The sequence below is a fragment of the Streptomyces sp. NPDC043876 genome (assembly GCF_056435825.1).
In genome coordinates this window covers 21,005-27,004 of record NZ_JBWKDV010000026.1, presented here as the reverse complement: position 1 = coordinate 27,004, position 6,000 = coordinate 21,005, and the positions used below count along the sequence as shown (strand labels likewise).

The window sequence follows — 6,000 nt, the reverse complement described above, 5'->3', positions numbered from 1 at the left end:
ACCCGCCAATACCGGGGAATGAACAACATCAACTGACGGACCGGGGGTCAATCTTCAACCGGCCAGGGTGGGTCACGATTCACCCGCCGCCGACAGCTGACCACCGTGTTGGCTCCGAAGGGCCGCGTCGCTGGCGCGTAGCCGGGACCCCGCCACCGTCGCGGTCCGGTCACCGGATGCCTCCGGCATCCGCTGGGGCATGTACCACCTGTGGAACACAAGCCACTCCGCGCCGGCGCCTGTCAGTGCCACTTGTCGCCGTCGTCCAGGGTGAGTTCGGCGACCGCCCCGTCCTGGACGTCCTCGATGTCACGGATGTACGGGGCGGTGTTCGGATCGTGAGTGCAGAAGGTCACCGTCGCTGTCAGAAGCTCGTCGTCGGCACCGCCCGTGGAGAGAATGACGTAGGCCAGCACTTCGCGGTCCCCGAACCGCTGTTCCGCTTTCATGAGACATGCGAACGCGTAGGCGAAGCACCTCCGGAGGAGCGGGACTGCCCGCTCGGCCCCCGCCGTCGGCAGGTCGTAGTCAGTCATCCCGCGCCCGTTGACCGATGTCTCCTCCTGAAGCACGTCGTAATAGGAGCCGGTGGCGTCCGGAACCAAGCCGGTCAGCACACGTGCGCCATTGGGGGTGCACGACCATCCCTCCTCCTTAACCTCGCGGAACATGGGCGGGATGTCCTCGTCGGTCAGGTCGGCGAGGGAGTGCTCCGCCAGAAGTGCGGCCATCTTCGAATTCTTCTTCATGCCCTATCTCTCGCTTCCTCACCGTGGCCCCTTCTCGACAGGAGACTGCTCCCCGCACCCGCGGGGATGAACCCGCGGGCGCGCTGCCGGACACCGACCATGAGGGCTACTCCCCGCACCCGCAGGGATGAACCCGTCTCCTGCAGCACCTGATCACTCTGGTCGTCCTGCTCCCCGTACCCGACGGGATGGCCCTTACGGCACCCTCAGCACCGGCCTCGCCAACGCTGCAGCGCCCCGCGGTCAGGGGAGCAAACAGGCCGGACGCAGCCTCGACGTCCCGGGGGCCCCGCGGCCGATCGGGAGGGGGGTTACGCAGATGTTGGCGCCTCCGTCGCGCGGGCCCGTACATCGTTCAACTGGGCCCTCATCTCGGTCGTCGCGCGGGCGAACCAGTCGGCGATGACGGCGATCTCGTCCGGTGAGTACTCGGCGAACACCGCGCCGAGGCGGGCGTAGAAGGGCTCGTACACGGCCACCACCCGCGCGGCGGCTGCGGCGTCGGGCACTACCCGGACCCGGCGGCGGTCGGTCGGGTCGGGCTGGCGGTGTGCGTACCCGGCCCGTTCCAGACGGTTCAGGACACCAGTGACCGCACCGGTGGTGAGGTTCGTCAGTTCCGCGAGGTCGCCGGCGGAGAGCGGGTTCTCCGTGGCGCCCAGGATGTGCCCCAGGCAGGTCAGGTCCGTGACGTTCAGCCCGAGGAGCTGTGCCATCTCCTGCTGGCCGACGATGCCGAGGGCCATGTACTGATCCATGCGCGAAAGCGCTTCGCCGGCCGTGGCCGGAGGCCGGGTCTTGCCCTGCACGCCGATACTCCTTAGCATCTAAGAGAAATTCACTTAGTTCGTGAGATACTTAGCTCGTGAGATGAGTCATCTTCTCCCGAGCCTATCTCCGCCCCCTTTGAGGAGGACCGTGAGCGCGCACGGCGATGTTGACCTCGGCCACACCGTGGCCGGCTGGACCGGGACGGCACTTGCCCTGGCGGGGTGCACTGCTGCGGGGATCGCCGTCTGCGCTGCCTGGTGGCCCGGAGTCTGGCTTGGTCTGGGACTGGTCATGGTGGGCGGGGTCACCACCTGGCTCCTCCATCTCGCCGGCTGGGGCAAACCCAGCGGGCCCCGCCCGGCGGCCGACTGGGATTGGCGAGTACGGGACACCGCCGCCCGGGGAGGACACCCGCACTGTCTGGGGTGCCGGGTCGTCAGGCCGGGGCGAACTCCTGCGACGGCCTCTCGGCCTCGATCCGCCGCAGGCTTGTCGCCCGCTCGGGACGGAAGTGCGTGAACACTCGGGCAGCGCTCGTCCCACGTATCGATCACGAGCGGTGCTGACGCTGGATTTGTCTTGAGCATGGCAAAGTCCCCCGGGTGTGGTGGGGCTGGTTCGCGCGGAGCACGGGAGCCGCTTCATCCTTTCAGCGGTGGGTTCCCGGGCGGCGGCCGAGGACCAGGGCGGTCGGGACGTGGGCGCGGGGCAGGCGCTGCGGCGGGGCTTGAACCGGGTTCGCGGTGATCCACTGCTGTTCGTGGGCGATCGTCCGGTGGGCGGCCGCGTCCAGCATGGCTCGTGGAACGGCCGTACCCCCGAGGTGCGCTGCGGTGAGGAGGGCGGCCGCGCTTTTCTGCTCGGCGCTCATCACCGCCCCGTAGGCCGCGGTCAGTGACTCGACCTGGCGGCGGTGGGGGTAGAAGCGTCGGCCCTGGCCGACGCGCGGGGTCCGGTACTCATCGGAGTTGGTCACCAAACCGGCCTCCACCCGCCGGGCTGCCCACGGGCGGCGGCGGCCATCTGCCAGCCGGATGCGGAGAGACGGTATGCCGTGGCTGCCAGGGCACCCGCTCCCCCGGCGTCCGCGCTGACGTCGGCGGCCGGACGGGCCGCTCCCAGCGGCTGCTCGGTCGTCCACGGGGGTGGGGCCAACGCGACTTAGCGTTGGCCTGCGGTCCGTCCGCATGGATTTACGGCTAGGCCGAGGCCTCGGCCCCGAGTGTGCCGGCATCGACGGCGCCCCGCAGTACGTGAGCGATCCCCTCGGGCTTGAGATCGATGGCATCGAGCCCCGCCACGGTCAGCGGGATCTCCTCCAGTGCATATGCGCCACGTCCCTCCGCGCTGAACTCGGGGCCGGACCGGTCCTCGAAGGACCACGTCGCGATGCGGGCGAGGTAGAAGAGCTGAAGCTCGCCGTCGGACTCCACCGTGTGCAGGAGCCGGACGATTTCAGCCTTCCCCGCGATCTCCTCGTGGATCTCTCGATGGAGAGCGGCCTCCCGGGATTCGTCGCTCTCCTCGACCCCTCCCCCGGGTAGCACCCAGTACACGGGGATTCCGGGTTTAGTGCGGCGGATGACCAGCATCGTGTCATCCGCGGTGACGAGGACGGCTCGGACTCGTTCGATCATTTCTTCTGTCTCCTTGCTTGTTGACGGTCTCAGTGCAGCAGCCAGCCGCCGTCGGCGTGGACGGATTGCCCAGTGATGAACGAAGCGGACGGGCCGACAAAGAACGCCACCAGGGCTGCCACGTCCTCCGGGCGACCCGCGTCGCGGCACGCACTGGCGGTTGATCTGATACTCCGGGCGGGCGCGATGCTGGGCGGGGATCACGGCCTCGGCCTCGACCTGGATGGCGCCGGGCAGGCCGTATTGCCGCAGATGCCATACGGGCCCAGCGCACGAGCGAGGGAACGGGTCAGGCCCAAGAGCTCGGCCTTCGCGGTGCTGTAGGCGCGATTGGGGCCGTACCAAGGCACTCCTCCAGATTGCGCTCGGGCACGGTCAGCTTCCGCCTTCTGCGGTGGAGGCGGGTGTGTAGGCCCGCGGGCCGAGGCCCTTTCTCACCTGATCGAGGACCTTGTCGACGCCGTCCGTCAAGGCGACCCGTTCGTCCGGGCCGATGGATGCCAGCGGAACCGCCGCTGCCTCCCGGAGCCGAGTCACGGCGACGTCGAAGAACTCGCCCAACGTGGCCACGTCACCGCTCCCGTACGCGGGCCAGCGCTACGGACGCACCGGATGCCAGGTCCGCGGCCTCGTGCAGTGACTGGGCTGCCCCCTCTCCGACGGTCTCCGCCGTGGTGAGGAGTCTGGTCAGGGCGTCCCGCGCATGCTCCAACAGCCGCACGTACGGGTCGAGGCCGGCGGCCCCGGGCCCCGGCGGCGGAGCCGTCACCGGCCTGCCGGCGTCCGGCAGCGGAAGGAGATTCCGGCCGACCGAGCACTTCTGCGCGGCGACCATGGCCTGCAACTCGTCACTGCCGTCTTCGAAGGTGATGCGATGACTCAGCTCAGCCGTCATGCCGAAGACGTCCCACACCGCCGCCAGCACCACGGCCGTGTCCTCGGAGTCGAGCTGCGGGTCGAACTCCATCAAGGGGGACGCGGACATCTACATCCCCTCCTTCGTGTCGGAATGGGTTGATCGTCCCACCTGGGAGGCGTGCTTGGCCGCGCTTGTGGACAGAGGACCCCGGGCAGGCTGCCTCGGCCTGGCCGCCATGGGTCACGGTTTCGTGCCGGGACGGCTGACGGCGGCGGAAGTGGTTCGAAGCAGTGCTCCTGCCGAATAGCGTTGCAGGTCACCCAGCCTGCTCCCCGCACCCGCGGGGGTGCCCCCACCTGCTGCTGGCCTACTGCTGCGGCCTTGCCGGGCTGGTGCCCCGCCCCCTTCGGAAGCACCGGACCGGCCCAACCGAACTTCTGCCCCGCGACCCACTCGCGCTGGCGGTCACTCCGCCCGCCGTTCTGGGCGGAACCGCGCCGGGCTTTGTCCGGCGCACACCCAAGGAGGGCAACCGGCCCGCCTCACCGAGTGGGACGAAGCTGCTGCGGGCCTGGGGTGGTCGGCTGCTTCGCTTGGCCTGTTGCGCTCAGCCGCTCCGTGGCGGACGCCCCGCCGGCTGCCAGCCGCTGTGTGATCCGGTTGAACAAGTCCGTCAGCGGCGCACCGACGTCCTGGCCGAACTCGGTCAGCCCGTAGGTGACTTGGGGTGGCGTCGTCGGTTCGACCTTCCGCCAGACCAGGTCGTCCTGGACCAGTGCGCGCAGTGTCTGAGCGAGCATCTTCTCGCTGATGCCCTGGATGCTGTCGCGCAACTCGTAAAACCGAAGGTCGGTGCTCCGCAAGGAGATCAACACCCAGATACCCCACCTGCTGGTCACGTGGTCGACCACATCGCGCGCAGGGCAGTCGGTGTGAAACACCTCATACCGATTGCCCGCCTCGGCCTGCGTCACCTGCGCACCTTCTCTCATGTCCGGAGCTTACCTCTGGGTACGTCCTTACGAAAAGTAAGCCCTCCTCCTAGCGTCAATTGCAGCAGTGCACAACGGATTAGGAGCTGAACATGATCGTGGTGACCGGGGCTACAGGGAATGTGGGCCGGCCTCTGACACAGGCCCTGGCCAAGGCGGGCGAGCAGGTGACGGCGGTGTCGCGGCACGCGGCGGCAATGCCGGACGGGGTCCGGCACGTGTCGGCCGACTTGGCCGAGCCACAGGGCCTCGCCCGCGCTTTGGACGGGGCGAAGGCGCTATTCCTCCTGCTGTCCGGTGACCTGCACGCCCCCGAAGCCAGGCCGACCGACATTATCGACCTGGCCGCTGCCAGCGGGGTACGCCGAGTCGTTCTGCTGTCTTCGCAAGGCGTGGCGACCAGGCCGCTCGGCTCGTCGCGGATCGCGGTGCGCGCGGTGGAGGACGCGTTGAGAGAGTCCGGCCTGGACTGGGCCGTGCTACGACCGGGCGGCTTCGCCTCCAACGCCTTGGCGTGGGCGGAGTCCGTCCGCACGCAAGGGACGGTCGCCGCACCCTTCGGCGATGTCGGAGTTCCCATCGTCGACCCGGCGGACATCGCCGAGGTCGCGGCGGCCTGCCTGCTGGACGACCGGCACACCGGCGGAATCTTCGAGCTGACCGGGCCCGAGGTGATCACGCCCCGTCAGCAGGCGGAGGCCATCGCCGCCGCGCTCGGCTCGCCGGTGCGGTTCCACGAACTCACCCGTGAGGAGGCCAAGGCCGCGATGACCCGGTTCGTGCCGCCGGAGCTCGCCGACGACACCCTGGACATCATCTCCGCCCCGAGCCCCGCCGAACTGCGGATCAGCTCGGACGTGGAACGAGTCCTCGGTCGCGCTCCGCGCCGATTCAACGATTGGGTCGCCCGTAACATCGTCGCTTTTCGCTGAGGCACAACTCAGCTGAAGGGCCCGGGCAGCCCCGTGCGACTACGGCCGCACGGGACTGCC

At 69.1% G+C, this 6,000-nt stretch carries 9 protein-coding genes and 1 pseudogene; 2 read left to right on the top strand and 8 right to left on the bottom strand.

Features of this window, described 5'->3' with window-relative positions:
- Positions 1–242: 242 nt before the first annotated feature.
- Complete coding sequence (locus tag AC0693_RS38010; RefSeq protein WP_478804504.1) at positions 243–749, bottom strand: hypothetical protein; 507 nt, start codon at positions 747–749, stop codon at positions 243–245.
- Positions 750–1,060: 311 nt separating this feature from the next.
- Complete coding sequence (locus tag AC0693_RS38005; protein ID WP_478804503.1) at positions 1,061–1,558, bottom strand: MarR family transcriptional regulator; 498 nt, start codon at positions 1,556–1,558, stop codon at positions 1,061–1,063.
- Between the two features lie 109 nt (positions 1,559–1,667).
- On the opposite strand from AC0693_RS38005, the gene AC0693_RS38000 reads away from it, so the two are divergent.
- On the top strand, positions 1,668–2,039 hold the full coding sequence (locus tag AC0693_RS38000; protein WP_478804502.1) for an HGxxPAAW family protein: 372 nt from the start codon (positions 1,668–1,670) through the stop codon (positions 2,037–2,039).
- Between the two features lie 130 nt (positions 2,040–2,169).
- Here the strand turns inward: AC0693_RS38000 and AC0693_RS37995 are convergent, their stop codons facing one another.
- The 6 genes and pseudogenes from AC0693_RS37995 to AC0693_RS37970 all read right to left on the bottom strand — a co-directional run bounded on the left by AC0693_RS37995 (position 2,170) and on the right by AC0693_RS37970 (position 5,008).
- Complete coding sequence (locus tag AC0693_RS37995) at positions 2,170–2,496, bottom strand: hypothetical protein (RefSeq protein WP_478804501.1); 327 nt, start codon at positions 2,494–2,496, stop codon at positions 2,170–2,172.
- Between the two features lie 223 nt (positions 2,497–2,719).
- Positions 2,720–3,157, bottom strand: coding sequence for an NUDIX hydrolase (locus tag AC0693_RS37990; RefSeq protein WP_478804500.1), 438 nt, complete (start codon positions 3,155–3,157; stop codon positions 2,720–2,722).
- A 29-nt stretch (positions 3,158–3,186) separates the two neighbouring features.
- Positions 3,187–3,507, bottom strand: a pseudogene (locus tag AC0693_RS37985) (SDR family oxidoreductase).
- Positions 3,508–3,532: 25 nt separating this feature from the next.
- A complete protein-coding gene (locus AC0693_RS37980; RefSeq protein ID WP_478804499.1) occupies positions 3,533–3,727 on the bottom strand; it encodes a hypothetical protein in 195 nt (64 codons plus the stop codon).
- 1 nt (position 3,728) lies between these two features.
- Positions 3,729–4,142, bottom strand: a complete 414-nt coding sequence (locus AC0693_RS37975; RefSeq protein ID WP_478804498.1) for a hypothetical protein — start codon at positions 4,140–4,142, stop codon at positions 3,729–3,731.
- Between the two features lie 416 nt (positions 4,143–4,558).
- On the bottom strand, positions 4,559–5,008 hold the full coding sequence (locus AC0693_RS37970; protein WP_478804497.1) for a winged helix-turn-helix transcriptional regulator: 450 nt from the start codon (positions 5,006–5,008) through the stop codon (positions 4,559–4,561).
- A 92-nt stretch (positions 5,009–5,100) separates the two neighbouring features.
- Here AC0693_RS37970 and AC0693_RS37965 point away from each other — a divergent pair, with 92 nt between their 5' ends.
- Positions 5,101–5,940 (top strand): SDR family oxidoreductase, encoded by an 840-nt coding sequence (locus AC0693_RS37965; RefSeq protein ID WP_478804496.1) that lies wholly within the window; start codon positions 5,101–5,103, stop codon positions 5,938–5,940.
- Positions 5,941–6,000 lie beyond the last annotated feature (60 nt).